The organism is Streptomyces sp. NPDC050842 (assembly GCF_044456565.1).
Taxonomy (GTDB): Bacteria; Actinomycetota; Actinomycetes; order Streptomycetales; family Streptomycetaceae; genus Streptomyces.
In genome coordinates this window covers 112,187-135,894 of sequence record NZ_JBITGA010000002.1, presented here as the reverse complement: position 1 = coordinate 135,894, position 23,708 = coordinate 112,187, and the positions used below count along the sequence as shown (strand labels likewise).

The 23,708-nt window shown below is 66.1% G+C and carries 14 protein-coding genes and 1 pseudogene; 9 read left to right on the top strand and 6 right to left on the bottom strand.

What is annotated here, in order from left to right:
• Positions 1–189 precede the first annotated feature (189 nt).
• Both ACIBG6_RS05875 and ACIBG6_RS05870 read left to right on the top strand, forming a co-directional pair.
• A complete protein-coding gene (locus ACIBG6_RS05875; RefSeq protein ID WP_399221308.1) occupies positions 190–894 on the top strand; it encodes a hypothetical protein in 705 nt (234 codons plus the stop codon).
• Positions 891–1,490: an RES family NAD+ phosphorylase gene (locus tag ACIBG6_RS05870; protein ID WP_399221307.1), complete on the top strand. Its 600-nt coding sequence runs from the start codon at positions 891–893 to the stop codon at positions 1,488–1,490. Before ACIBG6_RS05875 ends, ACIBG6_RS05870 begins: the two co-directional genes overlap by 4 nt.
• Positions 1,491–1,839: 349 nt before the next feature.
• Here the strand turns inward: ACIBG6_RS05870 and ACIBG6_RS05865 are convergent.
• Together ACIBG6_RS05865 and ACIBG6_RS05860 are read right to left on the bottom strand one after the other, a co-directional pair.
• A pseudogene (locus tag ACIBG6_RS05865) lies at positions 1,840–2,583 on the bottom strand (ISAs1 family transposase); the annotation flags it as partial.
• A gap of 303 nt (positions 2,584–2,886) precedes the next feature.
• A complete protein-coding gene (locus ACIBG6_RS05860; RefSeq protein WP_399221306.1) occupies positions 2,887–3,267 on the bottom strand; it encodes a TipAS antibiotic-recognition domain-containing protein in 381 nt (126 codons plus the stop codon).
• Between the two features lie 123 nt (positions 3,268–3,390).
• Here ACIBG6_RS05860 and ACIBG6_RS05855 point away from each other — a divergent pair, with 123 nt between their 5' ends.
• Positions 3,391–3,867, top strand: a complete 477-nt coding sequence (locus ACIBG6_RS05855; protein ID WP_399221305.1) for an ISAs1 family transposase — start codon at positions 3,391–3,393, stop codon at positions 3,865–3,867.
• A 151-nt stretch (positions 3,868–4,018) separates the two neighbouring features.
• Positions 4,019–4,357: a hypothetical protein gene (locus tag ACIBG6_RS05850; RefSeq protein ID WP_399221304.1), complete on the top strand. Its 339-nt coding sequence runs from the start codon at positions 4,019–4,021 to the stop codon at positions 4,355–4,357.
• Between the two features lie 120 nt (positions 4,358–4,477).
• Here ACIBG6_RS05850 and ACIBG6_RS05845 read toward each other — a convergent pair whose 3' ends face one another.
• Complete coding sequence (locus ACIBG6_RS05845; RefSeq protein ID WP_399221303.1) at positions 4,478–4,912, bottom strand: hypothetical protein; 435 nt, start codon at positions 4,910–4,912, stop codon at positions 4,478–4,480.
• Between ACIBG6_RS05845 and ACIBG6_RS05840 the strand changes: the two genes are divergently transcribed.
• Both ACIBG6_RS05840 and ACIBG6_RS05835 read left to right on the top strand, forming a co-directional pair.
• On the top strand, positions 4,893–5,600 hold the full coding sequence (locus tag ACIBG6_RS05840) for an HIT domain-containing protein (RefSeq protein WP_399221302.1): 708 nt from the start codon (positions 4,893–4,895) through the stop codon (positions 5,598–5,600). The two genes, ACIBG6_RS05845 and ACIBG6_RS05840, sit on opposite strands and share 20 nt — an antisense overlap.
• Positions 5,597–8,350 (top strand): AMP-binding protein, encoded by a 2,754-nt coding sequence (locus ACIBG6_RS05835; RefSeq protein ID WP_399221301.1) that lies wholly within the window; start codon positions 5,597–5,599, stop codon positions 8,348–8,350. Before ACIBG6_RS05840 ends, ACIBG6_RS05835 begins: the two co-directional genes overlap by 4 nt.
• Before the next feature lie 81 nt (positions 8,351–8,431).
• Here ACIBG6_RS05835 and ACIBG6_RS05830 read toward each other — a convergent pair whose 3' ends face one another.
• The 3 genes from ACIBG6_RS05830 to ACIBG6_RS05820 form a co-directional block, all read right to left on the bottom strand.
• The gene (locus tag ACIBG6_RS05830) at positions 8,432–8,983 is read right to left on the bottom strand and encodes a ribonucleoside-diphosphate reductase (RefSeq protein WP_399221300.1); all 552 of its coding nucleotides are present in this window, start codon (positions 8,981–8,983) and stop codon (positions 8,432–8,434) included.
• A gap of 181 nt (positions 8,984–9,164) precedes the next feature.
• Positions 9,165–9,788, bottom strand: a complete 624-nt coding sequence (locus tag ACIBG6_RS05825; RefSeq protein WP_399221299.1) for a radical SAM protein — start codon at positions 9,786–9,788, stop codon at positions 9,165–9,167.
• Positions 9,789–9,797: 9 nt separating this feature from the next.
• A complete protein-coding gene (locus ACIBG6_RS05820) occupies positions 9,798–10,481 on the bottom strand; it encodes a B12-binding domain-containing radical SAM protein (RefSeq protein WP_399221298.1) in 684 nt (227 codons plus the stop codon).
• Between the two features lie 526 nt (positions 10,482–11,007).
• Between ACIBG6_RS05820 and ACIBG6_RS05815 the strand changes: the two genes are divergently transcribed.
• The 3 genes from ACIBG6_RS05815 to ACIBG6_RS05805 all read left to right on the top strand — a co-directional run bounded on the left by ACIBG6_RS05815 (position 11,008) and on the right by ACIBG6_RS05805 (position 23,174).
• Positions 11,008–12,132, top strand: a complete 1,125-nt coding sequence (locus ACIBG6_RS05815; protein WP_399221297.1) for a methyltransferase domain-containing protein — start codon at positions 11,008–11,010, stop codon at positions 12,130–12,132.
• A gap of 232 nt (positions 12,133–12,364) precedes the next feature.
• Entirely contained in the window at positions 12,365–15,991 is a 3,627-nt protein-coding gene (locus tag ACIBG6_RS05810; protein WP_399221296.1) for a LamG-like jellyroll fold domain-containing protein, read from the top strand.
• A gap of 214 nt (positions 15,992–16,205) precedes the next feature.
• On the top strand, positions 16,206–23,174 hold the full coding sequence (locus ACIBG6_RS05805) for a polymorphic toxin-type HINT domain-containing protein (RefSeq protein WP_399221295.1): 6,969 nt from the start codon (positions 16,206–16,208) through the stop codon (positions 23,172–23,174).
• The last annotated feature ends 534 nt before the right edge of the window (positions 23,175–23,708 follow it).

Below are 23,708 nucleotides of genomic sequence, written 5' to 3'. Positions count from 1 at the left end.
TCCGCCGGCGTCCCGAGGCGCAGGTGCGTCGGCTGCTGGCAGGAGTGGTTGTCGCGCGTGTGGCAGATAGTGGGGCTGTCGTTGCCCTGCAGTGTTCCGACCGTGCACTATTCGACGAGTCGCCGCAGCTGGAGAGCGAGGCGCAGGGGTCCAGGTGCGCCAGGCGGTAGCGAGTCTTAACGTCAAGATATGGAAGATGCCCAAGCGCTTCTGGAGACCGCTTTCAAGGAGTACCTGGCAGGCATCGGCGACCGCGACCCGAGCCTGGATGAGGTTCCTGTCGACGTTGCCTGGCAAATCGCTGAGCATGTCGCCGCCCGAACAGTAGCCAGGCTGGGCTGTGAGAAGGGAACACAATCCCATCCTCCCAACTTGTATGCAATCGGCGGAATAATGGCTGCCGAGCAAGCATTCAGGGGCAGTCTGGAGATGGGTTTCGATTTCGACTCGGTGGACATGTCAGATAAAGAAATGACGGAGGTTGGACGCGACGCAGCCCGTGAGGCAATTTCCTATTTCAGATGGCATCAGGCTCTAGCGCCATACCTCACTGACGGAGAAGTCGAAGAGCGAAGGGCTGATCCAGACTGGAAGGCCGGGCCGCTTGCCGAATCAGGCGATCTCCTCGCCATGCCAGGCCCCTCCGGGATTTGGTATTTCCCTGATTGGCAATTCGAGCCAGGGACCGCAGAGCTCCGCAAGGCCACGCATGCAATACTGGAGAAGTTTCACAGAAGGCAAATCAGGAACGTTACCGCCGCTGTGATTTCTTGGGCAGCAACCCCCCAGCCAGAACTTAACGGCCACTCCCCCCGTGAAGTCATCAGTGACAGCTCACAAGAGGCTGCCATCCTCACATCCGCTGACTCTCTGGCGAGGAGGTTGGAATCATGAGCTACGGCCTCCCGCCGGGCTGCAGCAACCTGGGTCCCGAGGTCCGTCTGTATCGCATGCACCTTGCCACCCACGGGGCCGTGCACTTCTGCCCGAAGATGGACCACAGGTTCGACACCCCCTCCGGAGCTTGCTACGTCTCGGAGTCCGAGCTGGGTGCTTTCATGGAAGTCGTCGGTCGAATGAAGACGGTCAGCGAGGACTTGATATCAGAACGGCGGATATCCGTTGTGGACATTCACTGCGGACTGATCGTCACAGATCTGACGCTCAGGGACAACCTCGGCCTCTACGGCTGCACTCTCGAATTCCAGGGCGGCCCAGAGTCCTCATATCCGAGCACCCGAGCAATAGCGCAACAGATGCATGGCTTGGGGCGCGCGGGCATCCGCTACTATGCGCGTCACGATCCCGCCGCAGAGTCGGTTTCGGTGGCGCTCTTTAATGCAGGGGACAAGACAACGGATGGCTGGTCTGTCCGCGATCCTGAGATAATCTCCGAAAGCCTCAAGAAGATGGCGCTGGACGAGTTCCTGATCGCAATATCTCCAAGCGTTTCGGTCATCAATCCCCTCCCCTTCGGAGACCACCCATAGCAGGGTTTCGGCGTAGTCGGATGATGCCCGGTTTCTGATCATCCGAGGCCGAGGAGCGCGAGCGGTCGTTGGGGGTCGCGAGCGTTGCGGCGGAGGGCAGCAGCGATGTTGGTGACGCCGGAGCGTCTCAGGATGCCGATGGCGAGGTTGCGCCACGTGGCCATCGCCCGGGGTGCGTTGCCGGTCCGCAGTTGGGAGGCGTCCTCGGCGAAGGTGGTGTCGCGGACGTGGTGCAGGGACTCGATGCCCCAGTGGTCGCGGACCAACCGGGCGAGTCGGGCGGGGACGCCTGCTCGGCGGTCAGGCTGGTGACGGCGTAGATCGTCTTGACGGCGGTCTTGCCGGTCTTGCGGCAGGTACGGCGGCGCTTGATCTGGATGGCCTGCCGGGCGCCGGGGAACAGCAGCCTGTTCACGGTGGCGACCTTGACCCGGCGAATCTCGCAGCGCCCGTGGCCGGTCTCCTTCGTCCGACCCAGGAGCGGGATGTCCCGCCAGGGAAGCGACTTGAGCTGCATACGGAGACTCTTCTGGTTGCCCTTGACGATCACGATGTAGTGGGCCTTCCGGCCGAGGAGGTAGCCGGCGTGCTCGCGTTGGGTGTGCAGCGCGTCGCTGGTGACCACCGTCCCGCCGAGGTCAGCGACGGTGTCGAGCAGGGGCTGGAAGCAGGTGATCTCGTTCGTTTTCTCGCCGACGTCCAGCTGGGCCAGGACCAGGCCGCTGGTGTGCTCCATGGCTGCCAGGAGGTGGATCTTGCGGCCCTTCGCCCTGGCCGCGCCGCGCAGGCTTTTGCCGTCCACCGACAGTCCGCGCAGGTCAGCGTCACCGCTCGGTTGCGGGCGGCGGTCGGCGAGCCAGCGGCCGACCGCCCGGTCCAGCGCGTCTGCGTCGAGGCGGGCCAGCAGTCGGCGCACGGCGGACTCGGAGGGCGCCAGACGCCGCGGCAGCAGCGGATCGGGTCGGACGCCGAGCTGTTCCAGCACGTGGGACGGGGCGTCGGCGATCCACTCACCGACCGCCGCAAGCGAGGTCGCCCCTGCCAGCACCGCGCACGCTGTCAGCGCGAGCACGACCGCCAGCGCATGCCGCACGCCGCGCGGATTGCGCGGGTCGGGCACCTCCGCGAGCCGTTCCAGCAGCCCCGGAACCTCCTGGAGGCCGGGATCGGGTTGTCGGCGGAGCTGGTCAAAGGCGGACGGGATCAGCGATGGTGCGTCGGCAGGCACGGTCTTCCAGTCGGATCACGGGGCGTCGAGAACTCCATGATCTTGGAAGCCGTGCCTGCTTCCGTTCCCGTAGCTACCTGCCCGACAGACCGTCATGAACCGGACGCCACACGAAGCGCCGAAGCCCTGCCCCGCCAATGGGCAAGATCACGATCTGCAGCTGGAGTACTACGAAGTGAAGCCGACTCCCCGTTCGGCGAATATCCTCATCGCCTCACCCAGGAATTCCACCATCCTGGGATGGTAGGAGTTGTGAAACTCCCTCATGGCGTCGTCTTCCGCATAGAAGAGTGCCATCCCGACGTACGCTTGCCTGCTGGGGGCGTAGAACCGGCAGGCTATGCCGAAATGCCGGCCGACGAACTCCTGGATCTGGGGATCCCCGGGCAGGGAGCCGTCCAGGCAGGCCGCGATCTCCCGGTACAGCACGTCCCAGTCCTGGTGGACCTGAAGCCTGTCAACGTGCTCCCAGTTGTTGGTCTCGGCAAGGCTCTTCGCCTGCTCTTCGGCCAACGACCGACGACACTCTTCCTCGTACTGATTCCCCATGGCGCCAATTCTCTTGTCCGGCTGTCGATCCAGGCGGAACAGTGACACAGGCCCACCGGATCGGCAAGCTATTTATTTGAGCGGCTCAGTCGATTCGTCAAGGGCAGCCAGAAGAGTTTCCGCATGCAGCTTAATCGCTTCCCCGGCGGGACATCCCGCTCCTGGGGGACAAAGGAAACCGGCCACGGGCGCTGCGAGATCCGCCGGATCAAGGTCGCCACCGTGAGCAACCTGCTGTTCCCCGGCGCCCGCCAGGCAATCCAGATCAAGCGCCGCCGCACCGACCGCAAGACCGGAAAGGCCACCATCAAGACCGTCTACGCGGTCACGAGTCTCACCGCCCGCCAGGCCGCCCCGGCCCAGCTTGCGAAGCTGGTCCGCGGCCACTGGAGCATCGAGTCCCTGCACCACGTCCGCGACACCACCTTCGCCGAGGACGCATCCAAACTGCGGACCCGCAACGCGCCACGCGCGACGACCGCCTGGCGGAACCTCGCCATGGGCGCCCTGAGGGTGAACGGCGTCACCAACATCGCCACCGCCCTCCGCCGCAACGCCCGTGGTCCACGACGCCCACTGGCCCTCCTCGGCCTCACATGATCATAAAACGGACATCAGGTGACTACGCCGAAGCCCTGCCACCCATAGCGGTCGGTGTTCCGACCCTGCGCTATTCGGTCGCCTGGAGGGCTTCGAGATATTCCGCCCAGCTGTTCTGAGCGTAACGAGCCCAGTTCTGGGTGGTGCTGGGGTGGATGCCGAAGAGGTCGCTGACCATGATGGGCGCGAGGTTGGTGATCGCTTCGACCATGGCGGTGTTGCGGGTGTGGATGCTTGGCAGATTGTGCTTCCGCATCTGAGCGTGGACGCCGTGAACGTTGCGTGGGCGGCTCGGCGGCTGGCCGGGGAAGAGGAATCCGGGCGTGCCGTCGTGTGTCTGCTGAAGCACGGAGACGCCGGGGCTGGCGATCTGCCGCTCGATCAGGACGGCGAGCTTGGGCGGCAGGAGGACCGGGTGGCGGCCGAGGGTGAGGTAGGCGTGATCACCGTCCCGGCGAAATCGGTCGGTCGTGAGCTGGACGAGACGTGAGGTGGGCAGGGCATAGAGACCTCCCCGATCAGGGCGAGCTGCTCGTGTTGGTCCTCAGCAGGCGTCGGCCCGGACGTGTTCGTCGCCGAGAGCGGGAACAGTCCGGGCGCGCGCTCGTCCTTACGGGGCATCGGTCGGGTTGCTGCAAAAGCCCGCCGCTTCCGACGGCTCCTCGTTCGGTGGGAGAGCCGGCTCAGGGCGGGGAGAGCGGGCCCGGCGCGGACGGTCCGCGCGGGCGCGGAGGGTCTCGATTACCTCCTTGGCCCGGGCGGCGGTAACAGGCTTGGCTTCGCGTTCCAGCTCTTCGGCGGGCACGCCGAGCAGCTGTGCGACCAGGGTCGAGTCGTGGTCGAAGAGGCGGAGCGCTGCCGCAGCAGCCTCGCGTGCGGCGACGTCGGCGGTCTCCTTGGCCGCCGCGGCTGCTGCCGCCGCCGTCCGGGTCGTCAGGACGTTCGCCGCCGCCATCTCGCACGTCTTCGTCTGGAGGGCCTCGACCGCTCGCACCCGCCGCCGGAGTTCGGCGGTGCTGACCGCCGTGGACGCTGTACTCGTCATCGGCCACATGCCCGACTGTGATCTGTGCCAGGCCATCAACCCGGCCGTCGGCGACTGCACGCTGCAACGCCATCTCCATGCCGGTCAGCAGCGCGTTGTCGCCGCGAACGAGAACGCCGCGGCGGTGCCGACCATCGGTGCCTTTGTCCCGGGCTACCTGCTCGTGGTGCCCACCACCCACGTGCTCTCGCTCGGACAGCTGAACGACGAGGAGCTGGAGGGGACGGAGGAACTGGCCCACGACCTTGCCGACCAGCTGCACCAGCTCTACCGGCGCCCGATCCTCACCTTCGAGTACGGCCTGAACGTCCCCGCCGGGCGACGCGTAGGCCATGGCCACCTGCACATCCTCCCCAGCCCCGCCGACCTCGAAGAGTGGCTCACCGCGCGCGTCGCGGGACACGAGATCGCCAGCTACGCCCAGGTCCCCCGCGGCCCGGAGACCTCCTACATCACCGTCCGGGACCAGACCGGCACCCTCACGTGCTACCCCGTCCCCAACGATGCCTTCCCCCGGATCCGGCTGCGGGAGGTCGTGGCCCAGCTCGACCCACAGATCGAGGACGCGGCATGGGACTGGCAGGCCCACCCGTTCCCCGAACTGATGCGGGCCACCGTCGACGACCTCATCACCGTCAAGCCGGCGGCTCTCCGGGCAACGGCGTCCCAGGCCGGAGCACCCAGATGAGTGGCGAACTCGACTTCGCGAGCCTGTGGCGGCGCATCGCCGCCGACCATCCGGAGCGCCCCGCCCTCATCCACGGCACCAGCACGACGACCTGGCAGCAGTTCGACACCCAGGCCGCCACACTGGCCGCGCATCTCTGCAGCCTCGGCCTCGGACGCGGGGACGTCGCCGCGCTGGCACTGCCCAACCGACCGGAGCATCTCGTCTGCCTCGCCGCCTGCCTGCGCATCGGCGTCGTACCCGCCAACGTCAACTACCGCTACCGGGCCCGCGAACTCGACGGCGTTCTCACCATGCTCGCGTCGAGCGTTGTGTTCCTGGCACCAGAACAGCTCACCGAGATGTCCTCCGCCCGGATCGGACTACCCGGCTGCCGGGCGTGGATCGCCACGGGCCATCAGGACCTGCCCGCCTGGACACAATCGCTGGAGCGGATCCTGAACTCCCGGGGGCCTTTCGGCCCGGACGACGATCCCTGGGCGTCCTCCCCGGACGACACCTTCATCAAGTGCACCGGTGGCACAACCGGCGATCCCGCCGCAATCCGCTGGCGCGTGGGCGACCTTGCGCGCAACGTCAACGTCCACAGTCCGTGGTTGCGCCGCAGCCACGAGGAGACCGCGGACCCGATCGCCGTCGCGGACGCCCGGCTGGTCGCCGCGAGCCCGCTCATGCACGGTTCAGGGCAGACTCGCGCCCTGAGTGCGCTGTACGCCGGCGGCACGGTGATCACCGTTCCCCAGCCCGGCCCCTCGGCCATCTGGGACGCCGTCGCCCAGCACCGTGCAGACACCCTCGCCATCGTGGGCGACCCCCTCGCCCGCCCCCTCGCCACCGCCCTGCACCGTCGGCCCGATCGCTGGGACCTCTCCTGCCTGACCACCATCACCTCGTCGGGTGCCGCGTGGAGTCAGCAGGTCAAACGCAGTCTCCTCGACGCCCTGCCCCATGCACGACTCGTCGAGACGCTCGGCGCCACCGAAGCCACCGGCATCGGCTCCTCAATCGCCACCGTCGACTTCGTGCCCGAGACCGGGACCTTCGACCTCGGCACCCATGCCGTCGTCCTGCGGACCGGCGGGACTCCCGCCTCCGTCGGTCAGGACGGCCTCCTGGCCGTCGCCGCGCCCCACCCTCTCGGCCTCCACCCCGACGGCGGCCTTCCGGCGAAGCGCTTTCACGTCAGCGACGGCACCAGGTACCTGCTTTCCGGGGACCACGCCCGCCTGGCCGCTGAACGCCGCATCGTCCTCCTCGGCCGGGGCAGCGAGTGCGTCAACCTCGGCGGCGAGAAGGTCTACACCCCTGAGATCACCCGCGTGCTCCTGGCCCACCCCGACGTTCAGGACGCCGCCGTCGTACCGCTGACTCACCCCGTACGCGGGCATACTCTGGGCGCTCTCCTCCACCTGAAGGTCGGCGGCGAAGTGGAGGACGTACGCGGCTACGCCCGCGACCAACTTGCGGACTTCAAAGTTCCACGCACCATCGTGCGGGTCGCCGCTATCCCGCGCACCGAGGCGGGCAAAATGGACACCATCGCAGCCCGTACCCACCTTGAGCAGGCACAAGGCGCTGCCGCTCCCGTCAGCGAGGAACGCGTCATCGCCCCCCGACCCCCTGCCACCAGCCCCGGTATCTGGCAGCACCTCGCCCAGGTCGCCGAGCACGAGCAACTCCACCTGGAGCGGGCTCTGGCTTCGCTGTTCGTCGACCCGGCCCTGGACGACAAGATCGGCAAAGCCCTCGGCTACCCCGACTGGCCCCGGCCACTCACCCTCCTGCCGGCCCTGGCCCCCGAACTGGTCAACGCCACCGAGGACCTCGCGCTCTACCTGGAGTTGTCTGCCAACGCCACCGCCGAAGTGATCGACGCGGTGGGTCAGCATCACTGGCCGAGGCTCGACCGGCACGGTCCCGCAGCCGTCGACGCGGTCTGGCTGCTGATGCAACACGCGGACCTCGCGGGCGAGCGCCGAGACGAACTCCTCTACGAGGCGACCCGCAACGTCACCACACGGCTCATCGATGGACGGCACTTGGCACTGCTGGACGACCGCATCCAGTCTCTGCACGGAAAGCCACAGCGCTACGGCACCTTCGTGCTCGTACGCGACGAGGAGCCCCGCTTCCTCTATCCCCTCGACGGCCCCTACGCGAAGGTCGATGAGCGGCGCAAGCTCATCGGAATGCCCCTGCTCCACGAGGACCTCAGCCACGCCTACAGCCCGATCACCCCCTACGGCGCCGGACGGACCACCGCGGGCAACCGCTTCGCACCCCGGCCAGGACCAGCCCGCTTTGCCACTACGGACCCGACCCGGATCCTGCGTAGCGAGCCCGCCCCGGCGGAGGCCGTACCGGTGTACCTCGCGGCCACGCTCCGCCACCGCAACGAGATCCGCCGGCTCCGTGACAGTCTGCCCGCGCCGCTGCACTCCACCTCGCGGTGGCTCGACCTGGACCCGCTCACCCGGCCCAGCTGCCAGTTCGACGCGGGGATAGCGCTCAACCGGCTCGCCGCCCGGCTGTGCCTGGACGACGTCCGCCGCTCCAAGGTGCTGATCGCCATGGGGTTCAGCAGGCGCAGCGCCGGGTTGAGCGTGGAGATCGGATGCGCGCTGGCCTCCGGCATCCCGGTCATCTACGTGGGGGAGCCGAGCTGTTCCTTCGACATGCTCCCCGAGGTCACCCTCGTTCCCGATGTGGACGCCGCAATCGAGACCGCCCTTACCTGGACGGCCGACTGAGCCCAACGTGCACGACCCGGCACAGGCGAAGGGGCCGGCGCCGCGAGCGATCGCGGCGCCGGCCCCTCCTTGTTGTGGCACTCAGCCTCGGCGAGGGCTCGCGACGGTCGGCGCGGACATCGCCAGGCCGATCATGTCGGCCCAGGCCGCGTCGCCCACGTTGTCCTGGAGTTCCTTGGCCGCGCGCTCGTCGGCTGTCAGCACGCCGAACTCCACCCGTGTGTCGTACGGCAGGTAGTCGAGCGCCAGGCGCCGCCCGACATAGTCCAGCACGGAGGTGGCCTGCCTGATCTCGGGATCATTGGTCAAGCCCGCGGGCTCGAAGCGCATGCTGACGTACTCGCGGACGAACACCTCCAGCGGAACCTGGTGCCGCAGGCCCTGGGTGATGGTCGTACTGAAACCGTCCATCAGGCCCGCCAAGGTCGAGCCCTGCTTGGCCATGAAGATCGTGACCGCAGCAGGACGGCCGTCCTCGGCGCAGGCGACCGTGAGATAGCCCTTCCCCTCACCGACGATGAACGACCGCGTTGTCGACTTCAGACGCCTCGGGGACCGCGGCAGCATCTGCCCGAGGGAGTGCCCCTCGCTCGTCTGCTTACGCGCCATGCCGTCAACGGTTCGGTCCGCCATTGAAAGTGTCCTCTGGATGTTCGAAATGGGCATAACAGGGCTGACTCCCACAACCTATGGGCATCTATCGATCGGCGACCACAAGATGTGGGATTTCTACCGTAGAGGTGAGGGGCGTCCGGCACCAATCGCGGCACGCCGAACACACGCCCCCAGCCTGTTCGTTCGGCAGCCCTGCTGCTCAGCCCTCCACGAGGCGGGGAAGCGACCGGACCAGGACCTCCGGATGCTGCTTCCGGAGCTCCACGAGCCGTCCCAGGACCCGGCGCCGGAAGTCGGGCCGGCCTGACCAGATCGCACTCCCGGAGTAGGTGTCGCTGCGTGCCCAGTCGCGCTGGCTGCGCCCGTCGTCCTCGCTGGCGCCGAACAGCGCGTCGTACATGTCCGTGGCCGGGAACGGCGTGAAGAAGTGATGCTTCTGCTCGTTGTGCGGGAGCAGGGCCAGGTCCTTCACGAGACGGAACGTGAGGTCGCTGTCCTCGTCGGTCTCCTGCGGAAGGTCGTGAATCCAGCTGGTGAGCTGGACGATGCCGGCCTCCGAGAGCATCCGGCATCCCTCGATCGTGTGCTGGACCGTCGCGTTCTTCGTCATCAACTCCAGCATCCGGTCGGACCCCGATTCGCAGCCGACGAAGATCGCGCTTAAGCCGACCTTCCGAAGCCGTTCGAGGTCGATATGCCCGGCGAGGTGCACGATGTCCTTGGCCCGCATGTTGGCCCGCAACTGGATGCACAGGCCACGGCGCTCCATCTCCTCGACGATGCCGATCACCCGCTGGGTGTTGGTCGAGAAGTTCGGGTCCATCAGGCTGATCTAATCCGGCGCGTAAGTCTTCCACAGCGCCTCGACCTCATCGACGACCCGCTTCGGCGGCAGCCCCTTCCAGCGGCGCAGGCTGGTCTTCGGCTCGCTGCAGAACCCGCAGGGATGCGGGCAGCCCCAAGATGTGAGGTAACTCAGGTCCCGGACCCTGTCGGTGTAGTACGCCGTGACCGGGATCAGGGTGTAGTCCAAGGGCAGAACGTTGTTCATGTCCGCCACGGCCCCGTACGGGGTCTCCAGGATGCGATCCGCTACCGCGCCGCGCAGCGAGATCTCTCGCCTTCCGTCTCGGTAGGCCAGGTTGGGGATGGCCGCGAGCGAAGCGGTGTTGTCCAGGCCGCCCTCCCGCTCGACCAGCTCGGCCAGGGCCACGGCCGCGGCTTCACCCGGCCCCAGGACGACCACGTCCACCCACCGTTCCCGCAGGATCCCCCGGTAGGCGAGCGACGCGTGGTAACCGCCCCACACCAGAGGTACGCCCGGCGCGTGCTCGCGCACCGTGCCGATCGCGTCCAGCACGTTGCCGATACTCGGGCCCGTCATGCACGAAACCCCGACGTAGAGGGCGTCCTTGGCCTCGCCCGCCAGTTTCCTGCGCCAGTCCGGTTCGATCTGGCAGTCGATGATCACCGGTTCGTGCCCGGCGGCCCGCAGAGCGGTGCCGACCGTCAACACGGACAGCGGGTGTCAGGGGTAGTCGGACTCACCGGTGGCCAGCGGGTCTACGCCGGCGAACAAGACGATCTTCCCCACTGAAGATCACACTCCCATGCCGTAGAAAGCAGTCGCCGCTGGACAGCGGCCACGACCCAGCCTCACGTCGCCGTGATGGCGTCGGTACGCCACGGGCCTGCCACTCCACTGCCACTTCGGCGCGGACCGGAATGCGGGCCGGGGGCGAGGCGCCGCCGTGTCCACGAGCCGAGTGCGCGCGGCAGCCCCTGGGACAGCGCGACGGTTCGGCGCGCAATCCAGGCGCGCGGCTGGATCGCGCCCTTGGCCGGGCCGGTCCGCCCTCGCTACGGTCTGCGTCTTCCGACTGAGAGAGGGAGGATCGCGATGGCGAGTAAGGACGACAAGGACGGCGGGTCAGGGCAGCACCGTAAGGAGGACCCGCCGCTGTCCGGCGGGAAGCCGCCGCCGGGGAACTCGGACGGTCAGATCTTGAACCCGGGCTCTGGAGGGGGCGCAGGAAGTGAGTATGGAAGCCGACCTGCTGGGATCCGGGCAGGCCCGGATGAACGAGGCCATGGACGAGCGGGGCCTGTGGCCGGACGAGGACAGCCCGTGGATCCGCCGCGCCATGGCGGATCTCGCGCGGCAGCGGTTTGCCCCGGACACCGTGTGGTTCTGGGACGGCCGCGCCTGGGTGCCGGTCGACCGGGGCGCGGAGCCGGAGCGGTGGGCGGCTCTCGTCTACCCCGAGCCGGAGCAGGCCACGGTGACCCAGGTGACCGGCGGCCTGCCGACCTCCAGCCTGTCGTGTGTGTCGGTGGTCGCCGACATGCTCGACTCGCTGATGCTCGAACCCGGGCACGAGGCGCTGGATCTGGGCACCGGCACGGGCTGGAATGCGGCCTTGCTCGCGCACCAGGTGGGGCAGGGCGGCCGGGTGGTGTCCGTGGAGGCCGACGCCTGTCTGGCGGAGGCCGCCGCGCGGCGCCTTGGGCAAGCGGGGCTCGACGTGGACGTCCGGACCGGCGACGGGTCGGCTGGTGCACCGGACCGGGGCCCGTATGACCGGCTGATCGCGACGTACTCGGTGGAGACCGTGCCGTGGGCGTGGATTGAGCAGCTGCGGCCCGGGGGCCGCATGGTGTTCCCCTGGGGCCGGCTGGGGCACTACGCGCTCACCGTCGCCGACGACGGGAAGTCCGCGACGGGCTGGCTCCAGGGCCTGGCGCTGTTCATGGGCGACCGCCGTACGCCCGCGCAGTCCTCGCCGCCTCCGGCGCTCGTCCTCGACGGCGGCGACGAGGCGACGGACGAGGAGCTGTTCTCGGACCTGGTCGACGACGGGCACGTGCTGTTCGCACTGAGGGTGTCCCACCCCCACATCGTCGTGAGCGTCGACCGGACCGGCGCCGAGCCGCGCGTGGAGCTGCGGGACGCGGCCGGAAGGTCGGCGAGCGCCGAGCGGAACGGCGGCAGGATGATCACCGTGTCCGGCGACGGGCAGGAGCTGTGGACCGCGCTCCGGCCCGGCCATCAGCTGTGGCGCGAGCGAGGGCGCCCGCAGCAGTGGGACTTTGGGATGACCGTGACCCCGGGCGGGCAGACGGTCTGGTCCCACACCCCTGACAACGGCCCGTACACAGGACGCTGACTCTAGTCTCCCTAACGCGGAGCACGTGTCGAGACGATCCAGATGCCTGACCCGCCACCTGGTTCGCCCCAACCTGCCATACTCGCACAACCGATCTTGACGTGACGTGGAGTCATGTCGTTGGGTGGCCCACCTACTGTGAGCGTTGCGTTAAGCAGGGGTGGGGATTGTGAAGAGACATCGGGCGTTTCGACGTGCCTGGAGCACGGGAGTCGCCCTGTCCGCTATGGCCATGGGGTTGGTGGTTCCAGCTCCTGCGGCACTGGCAGCCGTACCAACCGTTGATTCGCCCGTACTTGACGAGGCGGACCTCGCGCTGGAGAAGGCCAAGGAGTCCGGCCAACGCGTCGAGGTCGAGAGTAAGCGTTCAGAACGCGCGAGCGTGTTCGCGAACCCGGATGGGTTCACCTTCATGTTGGAGCAGCACACTGTTCCGGTGCGTGTGGCGAAGCCCGGCGGTGGCTGGCAGACGCCGGACGCGACGCTGGAGCGTCGTGGAGACGGAACGATTGGCCCCAAGGCCGCGTCTGTGGAGATGGCGTTTTCTGGGGGCGGTGACGGAGTGCCCTTGGTCGAGATTGCCGATCGTGGGCGGTCGCTTCAGTTTGACTGGCCGGGCGAGCTTCCGGTTCCTGTGATCGACGGAGTGAACGCGGTCTACCGCAATGTCCTGCCCGATGTCGATCTCAAGATGACTGCCACCGTTGAGAGCTTCCAGCAGGTGCTCGTGGTCAATACGCCTGAAGCAGCGGCCAACCCGGCGCTGCAGGAGCTCACATTCGGTCTCAAAGTTAATGCGCTGACTGTTCGCGAGGGCTCGGTTGGCAACCTTGCCGCAGTCGATGGCAGTGGAACCACCGTCTTCCGTGCCCCGCCGGCCCGGATGTGGGACTCGGCCGGCAAGGTTGATGACGTTTCTGCGATGTCGCCGCAACTGGTCCAGCGGACCTCCGGGTCGGTGGAGGATGCGCCGCCGCCCGCTGACCCCTCCGAACAGGCACCTTCCGGGACGGGTCTGCAGCCGGGGCAGGGTGACAACGTCGTCCGTATGGACGTCGAGGTCACAACGGAGGCGCTCACGGTCGTTCCGGACGCGGGGATGCTCAGTGGCACCGCGTCCGATGACTATCCGGTGTTCATCGACCCGACCGTGACCTGGGGCGAGTCGGAGCGGACGTTGCTTCGCAACGACGGCTACGAGTCCTACGGGTGGGGCAACGGCGAGGACGAGCGCGGTCAGGGCGTTGGTGAATGTGGCAGTTGGAACGGCTACTACTGTGGCCCCGGCTATGTTCAGCGCCTGTACTTCGAGTTCGCTCCCGACAACCTCAAGGGCAAGCAGGTACTCGACGCCACGTTCGCGGTCACCGAGCCGTGGTCCTTCCAGTGCGATCCTCGGCAGGTTGACCTGGTTCGGACCAACAACATCTCCACGGCAACGACCTGGGCGTCCAGGCCCGCTGAGCTCGACTGGATGGCCGACCTGTGGGTCTCGGCCGGGCGGGGATCGCTGTGCGATCCGGACTCCCCTGATGCTCCAATCGAGTTCAACGATAGCCCGGAGGAGCCGAATGAGAATCTCACACCAACCGTGCGTGCCTTCGCAGCCGGCGCATTCGCGCGCCTGACTTTGGAGATCCGCGCGGGAAATGAGAGTGACACTTCGGCGTGGAAGCGCTTCAGGAACGATGCTGTCCTGCGTGTGCTGTATGTCGCCAAGGCAGGATCACCGACCAACATCGGAATCGTGAGCGGTAGCAGCCGAATTTGTGACACCACCGCCGAAGACCCGGCGGTGTTGGACAATCCCCAGCCCACCTTCACTGCGACCCCGCAAACGGCTCCTGGCGGTGAAGCTCAGGCCAGGCTGAGGTCGTGGATGCGCCTGGAATCGCAGGCCGGTGATGGCACCTGGTCCGGCAGTAGTCTGCCAAGCCCGAGCACCAGCACTGTCCCGGACAACTCGAAGACCACACTGCTGTGGCCCACGAAGCTGGTCGAAGGACGTCTCTATAGGTACTCGGCCGCCACTCATGTGTTCACCGATGCCAATGTTCAGGCATCTGCCTCGAAATACCCCACCTGGTGCTACTTCAAGGTCGACCCGACAGCGCCGAAGGCACCCATCGTCACCTTCGGAAGCCCCTACAAGTCATGCGCCGACCCCAACAACTGTCCCCTCAGTGGCGGCCCCGGCGTACCCGGCACGGTGACGTTCAAGCCTGCCAGCGGCGACACCGTTGTGTCCTACTCATACCGATTCTCCTTCAGCAAGTGGTCCATGCTGTCTGGTTCAACCGTGACGGCGAAGTTCGCACCTCCCGCGGGCACACACACGCTGCAGGTCCGGGCTGTTGACCCACAGGGGCGATGGGGCACACAGGCGGTACTCGACTTCAGAGTGGCCAGAGGCGTCGATCCTGTCGGCCGATGGCAGTTCACAGAAACATCCGGTACGGCGATCGACAGCGCACCGGACGGGGGCACGTCCCACGCGACCCTGTATGGAGCCGTGACTCGCGACAACCGCGGCCGTCGTGGAGTGATCACCCATGACGAGGACGGGGCACTCCTGAATCCGCCGGTGGTGGACAGGGGCCTGTCACTCGGCGGCACAACCGGCTACGCATCCACCGCCGGGCCCGTCGTGACAACCGGTTCTTCGTACACGATTTCTGCCTGGGTAAGGCTGGAGGACGGTAGCCAGAACCGCACGGCCCTGGGGCAGGACGGCACGATGACCGGCGGGTGGTACAGCGCCTTCTACCTCGGGTACCGCTCGGAATCGCAGAAGTGGGAGATACGCACGTCGCCGAAGGACACCACGGATGGCGATATCGGCACCCAATTTGTGCAGTCCAAGCAGCCCGCCACCCTTGGCGTGTGGACTCATCTCGCAGCCGTCTACGACGCTCCCAACACTGAGATCCGCCTCTACGTCAACGGCGAGCTTCAGGGAACGGACCAGGTCGCCCCGTCGTGGACGTCCACGGGCAAGTTCCAGATCGGCCGCGTCTGGTGGCGCGGTGCGTACTACGACCACTGGAAGGGCTCGATCGACGAGGTCACCGTATGGCAGAACAAGGTGGACGAGTCGGAAATCCTTGACGAGGCAAAGGCCCTTCTTCCAGGCGGTTTCAGCGCAGCGGAACTTGTGGCCGACTGGTCCGCTACCGGCGCCTCCGGAGCGACGGTTGCCGACGCAACATCCGGGTATGGCAAGGCTCTGACGCTGACGGGCGGCGCCGCCGTGGACCGCGAGGACATCGTCTTCGACGGCGTTGACGATGCCGCCACGTACAAGGGCCCGTTGGTCGACGACACCGGGTCGTTCACCGTGACGACACAAGTGGCCCTAGACCGCGCCGAGATCAACAAGAAGAGCGTTGGCTACATCGGTCAAGTCCTCGGGCAGCGCACCACGGACGGCTCAGCCTGGGGTCTGTGGTACGAAATCGCCGGCACCAAGACAGATGATGTCCCAGTGAAGCTCCCGAATGGGGAGGAGGAGATCGTCCAAGTGCAAGTTCCTTTGGGCTACTGGCACTTCGGGCGGCTCAATGCGAATGGCACCTTTTCGTCGGTCAGGTCCGATGGGGAGGCCGTACTGGGAGCCGCAGTCCGCCTGACCGGGGTGTACGACGCACAGGAGGGCACGATCTCCCTCCGGGTGGGCACCACGCTCAACGGTGACCCAAAGTTGTTCACGGCCAAGCCCGGCACCGGGGAGCTCGCGATCGGGAAGGGGCTCTCCGCCAGCGCGTGGAGGCACTTCCTGCCTGCCCGCGTATCCGACGTGCGGGTCTGGTCGGGGGCAGTGCACAACGAGACCCAGATCGACACACTGATCGGCTCCTGACCATATCGCCATGAATGGAGCGGGCTGCACCGTACGTGCGGTGCAGCCCGCTTCTGTGCTCAAAGGCTCGCCCAAAGGGCGAGCCGCTATCGCTACGTAACTCGCAAAGGTGGGGAGAGTCTCTGTGACACCCTGGATACGTAGGACAAACACACGAGAAAGCAGAGTGCGGCGCAGACGCCGCAGGGCGCTTGTCGTCACACCACTCGCTTTGATGCTGTCGGTGCCTATCGGCCTCACTCCTGTAGCCGCCGAAGGGCCGGGCGGACTGGGCCGGACGGAATTGCCCAAGCCTCGCGTCGGCAAGATCCATCAGGGGCCCGGTCCGGGCGCCAAGCAGGCCCAGGAACAGGTTGCGAAGGAACTGCAGGAGAACGCGACCCAGGTGCTGCGTGCCCGGGCCGAGCAGCTTCGACTGGCCTGGCCTAAGGCAGGCACCGCCGACATCGCGCTGACGGCCGGGCGCGCGAAGGCGGCACCCGGCGGCCTGCCCGTCATTCTCGCTCCTTCCGTCGGCAAGAACGCTCTGCGGGCGAACGACAACGCGACGGTCACAGTCCTGGACCAGAACGTAGCGGACCGACTCGGTATAGCCGGCGTTGTGCTGACCGCCGACGCAGAACGGGTCGGCGCGGCCGTGGTCAGCATCGGATACGGCGGTTTCGCGTCCGCCATCGGAGGCGGCTGGTCCAGCCGACTCCGGCTCGTGCAACTCCCGGCGTGCTCCCTGACCACACCGCAGAAGGCCGAGTGCCGGACCCAGACCGCTCTCCCCTCGCGCAACGACGCGAGGAACCAGACTGTCACCACTCGTGTCACACTCGCCCAGAGTGCCAACGGGGAAGGTGCCGCACCTCAGCTCGGGTCCTCGGCCTCCGGCGCGACGGTCATGGCCCTGACTGCCACTGCTGCCGGCGGCGCATCGCCGAACGGCACTGGCGACTACAGCGCGACGCCGCTTTCAGCCTCGTCGTCGTGGTCCGCCGGAGGGAGCTCCGGCTCGTTCACCTGGTCATACGGTTTCACTCTCCCGCCTGCCGCTGCGGGCCCGACGCCGTCCCTGAGCCTGGGCTATGACTCAGGCAGTATCGACGGGCGCACCGCGACCACCAATAACCAGGGAACCTCCATCGGTGAAGGGTTCTCCCTCACCGAGTCCTACATCGAACGCTCGTATGGCAGCTGCGACAAGGACGGGCACGACGATGTGTTCGACCGCTGCTGGAAGTACGACAACGCACGGATCGTGCTGAACGGCAAGTCGTCCCGCCTGGTGAAGGCCGACGCAACGAACCCGAGCGCCGCCACTAGCGAGTGGAAACTGGAGAACGACGACGCGTCGAAGGTGACACGTTCCACCGGCGCCGACAACAACGACGACAACGGTGAGCACTGGACCGTCATCACCGGCAACGGAACGAAGTACGTATTCGGCCTCGACAAACTCGACGGTGCCACCACCGAGCGCACCAATTCCACGTGGACCACGCCCGTTTTCGGCGACGACGCCGGTGAGCCCGGCCACGAGGCGGGTACCACGTTCGACGAGCAGTCGGTGGCGCAGGCTTGGCGCTGGAACCTCGACTATGTCGAGGACACCCACGGCAATGCCACTACTTACTGGTACACGGCAGAGAAGAACTACTACAAGAAGAACAAGGCCGCAAAGGCCGATGCCGACTACATACGCGGCGGGTACCTGAAGGAGATCAAGTACGGCCTTCGTAAGGGCGCCCTGTTCACGGACGACGCTGACGCCAAAGTGGCCTTCGGCTACGCCGAGCGCTGCACGGAGGGAGCGTGCTCGTCTCTGACGAAGGAGACGGCCGAGACCTGGCCGGACGTACCCTTCGACGCCATCTGCGCCAGTGGCTCCACCGAATGTCTGCCCCAGTCACCCTCGTTCTTCACCCGCAAGCGGCTGACCGGAATCGACACCCTCTCGTGGAACACAACCACAGGCACCTACGACGCGGTCGACACCTGGGACCTCGTGCAGGAGTACCAAGACGGAGGCGACATCGGTGACACCTCCGACCACGTCCTCACACTGAAGTCGATCACACGGACCGCAAAAGCCGGGACGACCGCCATCAAGACAGACCCAGTGGTCTTCACCTACGACAAGCGTCCGAACCGCGTGGATGACGACCAGGACCACATCCTGGCGCTGACCCGTCCCCGCATCCGTACGATCGTTTCCGAGACCGGCGGCATCACCACCGTGGAGATGTCCCCTGCGGAGTGCGTACGCAGCCAGGTCCTGACCGCTGCCCAGGACACAAACACACGGAGCTGCTATCCGCAGTACTGGAACATCAACGGCAGCTCCGAGGCATCGGTCGACTGGTTCCACAAGTACCGTGTGATCGGCGTCCTCACGTCCGACCTGGCGGGCTGGAACGAGCCCGTCGAGAACGAGTACGTCTACAGCGGCGCCGCCTGGCACTACAGCGACGATCCGTTCACACCGAAGGACGAGCGGACCTGGTCCGACTGGCGCGGCTACCGTGAGGTCACCGTTTACAAGGGTGCCGTCAGAACCGGAGTCAACCGAACCAAGACCGTGTCGCTGTACATGCAGGGCATGCACGGCGACAGGAACCAGAACGGCACGACCAAGTCTGTGTCGGTCGCCCCACTCACGCAACCGGCCATCGGGGTCGCCTCGGTATCGGACACTGATCACTACGCGGGAACTCTGCGTGAGCAGGTCACCTACAACGGTGCGACCCCGATAGCCGCGACCGTCAACTTGCCCTGGTCGCGCGAAACCGCGCGTCAGTCCGCAGTCCCCGACGCCGGCGACCATGTCTCGCGCTTCGTCCGCACCCAAGGCACGACGTCATACACCTACCTCACCGCATCCAGCTCCTGGCGCTCACGCGCCACGTCGACCCTCTCGTTCGATGACTACGGCATGCCCACCGAGGCAGTCGACCTGGGTGACGAGGCCAAGGCGGGCGACGAAGTCTGCACCGAGACCTGGTACGCCCGCAATGTCGACGCAGGACTGACCAATCTCGTCTCGCGTGTACGCACCGTGGGCCTCAACTGCGGTTACGCCGAAGCGGACGTAGAGCTCGCCGCCGCCGACGGCGCGCGCGCCAACGTCATGGCCGACACGGCGATCTCCTACGACGACATCGCCTGGTCCACGACGATGAAGCCCGTCAAGGGTCTTCCCACATGGACCGGGCGCGCCTCCTCATACGGCACTGTCGGAGCTGTGACGTGGCAGAAGACCAGCGTCACCGCCTACGACGACCTTGGCCGGCCCACCACGGTCACCGACGCCCAGGGAAGCACCATGACCACGGCGTACTCGCCCGTGGACTCAGGTCCGCTGACGAGAACAACCGTCACCAATCCCCTGACCCACAAGGTCATCAGCTACCTCGACCCGCGGCGCGGCCTCGCCCAGCGCACCTACGACGCGAACTTGAAGAAGACCGAGCTCGCGTACGACGCGATGGGGCGCCTGACCGACGTGTGGTTGCCGAACCGAAACCGCAGCACACAGTCCCCCAACACCCAGTACAGGTACTCGCTCAGCAACACCACAGAGTCATGGATCTCGACGGCGAGTCTCAAGGCCGACGGCGAGACGTACAACACGAGCTACGCGATCTACGACTCGCTGCTGCGGCCGCTTCAGACACAGACCCCGACCCCGCAGGGCGGACGCCTGCTGACGGATACCCGCTACAACACCGTGGGAATGGTGTACGCCACCTACTCCGACGTCTTCGACACGAACACACCGGCCACGAAATACGCGCGGGCGATGTACGGAGGAGCGCCGAAGCAGACCGAGACGGTCTTCGACGGTGCAGGACGGCCCACATCCAACTCCCTGTACGTCAAGGGCACACTCAAGTGGACCACCAACACCAGCTATACCGGTGACTCCACCGCCATCACCGCGCTCGACGGAGGCTCCGCAACTCGTACGATCACCGACGCCCTCGGCCGGACGACAGAGACCCGCGCGTACGCGGGCCCAAGCCCGGCAGATGCCGCGTACGGGGCGACCCTCGGAAGCTCGTACACCTCGACGAAGTTCGAGTACACCCGTGACGGCAAGCAGTCGAAGATCACGGGGCCGGACAGCGCCGTGTGGAAGTACACCTACGACCAGCACGGGCGCCAGAAGACCACGGAGGACCCGGACAAGGGCACGACCCGCACCGAGTACGACGGCCTTGACCGGCCGGTCAAGGTGACGACCGGAAGCTCCACGGTCGTGACCGGGTATGACGTTCTCGGCCGTCCGACCAACACCTGGTCGGGCACGGCCTCAGACGCCACGCTCTTGACGAACCGCACCTACGACACCCCCCTCAAGGGTCTCGCCGCCACCTCCACCCGTTACGTCGGAGGCAAGACCGGCAAGGCATACACCAAATCGGTCACGGCCTACGACGTCCTCGACCGGCCCACGACAACCGAACTGACACTCCCCCCCACGGACCCGATCACCCCGTCCGTGCCAGGCGGGAAGCTCACCTACCAGTCCACCTATCGCATCGACGGAACCGTGGGCAGCAGCAGCGAGCCCGCCCTCGGCGGACTGCCGAGCGAGGTCATCGGGTACGGCTACGGTTCCCTAGGCCAACTCACGTCCGTGAAGGGCCTCAACGGCTACCTCCAGCAGGCCGACTACTCCGAGATCGGCCAGGTTCTGCAACTCACCCTGGGCAAGGGCGGCAGCGGCGACCGCAACGTCTACGTCACCAACAGGTATGAGGAGGGAACAGACCGCCTGACCCTCAGCCATGTCACGGACCAGACCCACCCGTACATGCTGCAGCACCTCACCTACACCTACGACCAGGCCGGCAACGTCACCTCGATTGCCGACCCGACCATCCTCGGCGGCACCACCAAGGCCGAAACCCAGTGCTTCACGTACGACGGCCACAGCCGCCTGACCGAAGCCTGGACCCCCACCTCCCAGAACTGCGGCGATGCGCGCAACGCCGGCACCCTCGGCGGCCCAGCCCCGTACTGGACGTCGTACACCTACAACACAGCCGGTCAGCGCAAGACCGAGACGCAGCACATCTCCACCGGCAACACGACCACGACGTACTGCTACGACCCGGCCAAGCAGCCGCACGCGCTGCGCTACACGACTCCGCGCACCACATGCGGCACCGCCGCCGACCCCACCAAGGACAAGCTCTACGACTACGACACCGCGGGCAACACCACCAAACGTCCCGGTGCCACCGCACAGCAGAACCTGACGTGGTCGCCCGAAGGCCAGCTCGCCGCACTCACCGAAAGCACCAAGTCGACCGACTACGTGTACGACGCTGACGGCACTCTACTCATCCGCAACACCAAGGCCGGCGAACGAGTCTTGTACGCCGGCGCGACGGAACTCCGGCGCCGCGACAACGGCACCACCTGGGCCCAACGCAGCTACACCGCCGGCGGCGCCCCGATCGCCGTCCGCACCAACGAGACCGGCACAACCCAGCTCCAGTTCCTCGCAGGCGACCACCACGGCACCCAAAGCCTCGCGGTCACCTCGGACGCCACGCAGAAGCCCACCAAGCGCTACATGACCCCCTTCGGGGCAGAACGCGTCGGCGCAGTCGGCACCTGGCCAACAGACAAGGGCTTCCTCAACAAGACTGCCGACAAATCCACGGGCCTCACACACGTTGGCGCCCGTCAGTACGACCCGAAAATCGGCCAGTTCATCAGTGTCGATCCTCTTCTCTCAACCGACCAACACCAATCCCTCAACGGATACAGCTACGCCAACCAACACCCCACCACCTCGTCGGACCCAACCGGCCTCAGAGAGATATGCGGGGCATCCGGAAACTCCTGCACCCCGACTGCCCCGGAACTGAAAGGCACAGTCCCGGGGGACGTACAGCGGCCCTCGCAGGGCAGCAACACCAATGTTGGGACTGTGACCGCCGGGGCAGGAGAAGCAGCTGGAACAGCTAGATCCGGTGGCGGTGCTGGCGGTGGCGGTGGCAGTGGTGGCGGTGGCAACGCAGGTTCAAGTGCTGCCCCTGAGGAAACTCCCGACCTCTCCTGGTCGAATCCAGTCAGCGAAGCTTTCTGGGGCATAGTCAGCATCGGTGCACACACATCATCGCTCTTTGGGGCGATAGGCGATTCCGACTGCTGGAACGGCGGAGCCGGCGCCCCAGGCTGCGACTACGGCGCCAGTTTCGACCAGTGGGTCCTTGAGCAAGGCGTGGACTCGACGTCCGACTGGTACCAAGTACCGGGCTTCGTCGGAGAAATGATCGCGCACGGCCGCGCCGGCGGCGGGGCAGGAACGAAGCCTCGCCCATCAACACCGCTGCCCGGTGGCCAGTGCTTCCTCGCTGGAACGCTCGTCCTCATGGGCGACGGCAGCACAAAAGCGATCGAGGACGTCGAAGTCGGGGACAAGGTCCTGGCGACTGATCCCGAGACTGGAGAATCCGGCGCTCGACCGGTCACTCAACTGATCCGCACTGAGGAAACCAAGCACCTCAACACACTCTCCATCGCCACCCCTGACGGCACCGAAACCCTCACGGCAACATCCGAGCACCCCTTCTGGTCTGCTTCGCAGCACTCCTGGATCGCCGCGAAGGACCTGAAACCGGGCATGACCCTGCTCACCGACAAGGGCAGGACTGTTGCCGTCAGCGGGAACGCTCCCTCCGTCAAGTACGTGAAGACGTACAACTTCACCGTTGACGATCTGCACACGTACTTCGTGCTGGCGGGCCGAACCCCAGTCCTCGTCCACAACACTTGTGGCGCAAGCACTATTGCCACCAGGGTCTACATTGCGGGGCGTCCCGGGACGGACGGCACCCCGCAGGATCCTCTCCCAGCGAGCGCGGTGCTGAAAATGGGAGGAAATCTCCAGAGCGGAAATTATCATTACGTAGTGATGCCAGGTGGGTCAGTGAGAGCGTTTCACGAGAAGATCTACGATCGCGAAGTGTGGGCGGGACACACAAGCCTCTCTGAAGGTAAACCCGTGACCATGGCCGGCACGTTCGACGTGTCGAACGGTTCCATCACCAGGTTCGACAACTTCTCCGGCCACTACCGGCCGGATGGACCCGGGATGGAATCTGTGGCGCGGGACGCCCTGAACAGAAATGGATTTGACATGAATGGAGCAACGTGGGACCCCTTCACATTTAAGTGAGTCCCCACCCGCCCGCCCCCCGCTCGGTCAGATGTAAAGAGCGGGGGGCGGGCAGCTTGGTTTCAACCTTCCGCCTTTAGGCTACGGGCAACGTCAATCAGTCGCCTGAATTGTCCATCCGCTAGCGAGCTTGCAATCGAAACTAGCTCGCCTATCTCCACTGAATCACGGTAGGGCCTGAGATGGCTTGAGGTATCCCCTACCGCAAGCCCGGCAATTACAAGCAAATCGGCTTCAGGGATTTGCAATACCGGCGCCATATCTTTCAATATCTCCGGTGAAGGCGAGATGCTTCCATGGAGCAACTGTCGAATTGTCGATTCAGCCCGTGCCGATGCTCGACTAACAGCTCGGGGCGACAGTCCGCGGTTATCCATAAGGCCCTGCAAGATATCAGAAAATAGTTGAGTCACCCTTGCAGCTTACTAAGGCGACCGGGTTTGGCGCCAGCACTGAGCGACTCTGTCGGGGATCTTGGGGTTCGTAGGACGCTGCCCTTGATCGCTCGGGACACTGCGGGAAGTTCGTTCAAGT